Origin of the sequence: Campylobacter sp. 110, from assembly GCF_002383965.1 — a bacterium.
In the GTDB taxonomy this organism is placed as follows: Bacteria; Campylobacterota; Campylobacteria; order Campylobacterales; family Campylobacteraceae; genus Campylobacter_D; species Campylobacter_D coli.
Genome location: NZ_NXBD01000003.1, coordinates 1 through 504, shown reverse-complemented (window position 1 = coordinate 504; position 504 = coordinate 1). Strand labels below are relative to the sequence as shown.

Here is a 504-nt window from a genome sequence, read left to right as displayed (position 1 = left end):
CATCATATCCTAAAATTTTTAATATTTGCATGGTTTGTTCTTTAAAATTTGCTGGAGTTAAAGAATCTTCTTTACTATGATAACTCACATAAATGATATTTTTATTTTTTTGACTTTGTAAAATCAAATGATCTTTATTTAATAATGTTCTAATAAAATAATTTTCATTATTAAAAAAATAAGGTGAATTTTCTTTACGCGTCCAATGGGTTTTTAGAAAACATTGTATTAAAATATGCGAACTATTTAAAACATAATCACAACCGCTCTCCATTTCTCTTCCTAAAATATAATTTAAAGGTGGAACAGCCGAACCCGAATTATCAATCACACCATCCACATACCAAGGAGCTATTTTTGCTATGAGCAAGGCCAAGTATCCTCCATAAGACCCCCCCCCCATAAATTTTTGGTAAATCTGCAAATTTTGGAAAGCGTTTAACTAAATCTTTTAAAGCATTGATATGATCAATAGCTGCCATAATGCCATAGTTTTGATAATCT

Annotated in this window: 1 pseudogene; it reads right to left on the bottom strand. The window is 29.2% G+C overall.

What is annotated here, in order from left to right:
• Positions 1-504, bottom strand: a pseudogene (locus BGS43_RS00020) (DUF2920 family protein); the annotation flags it as partial.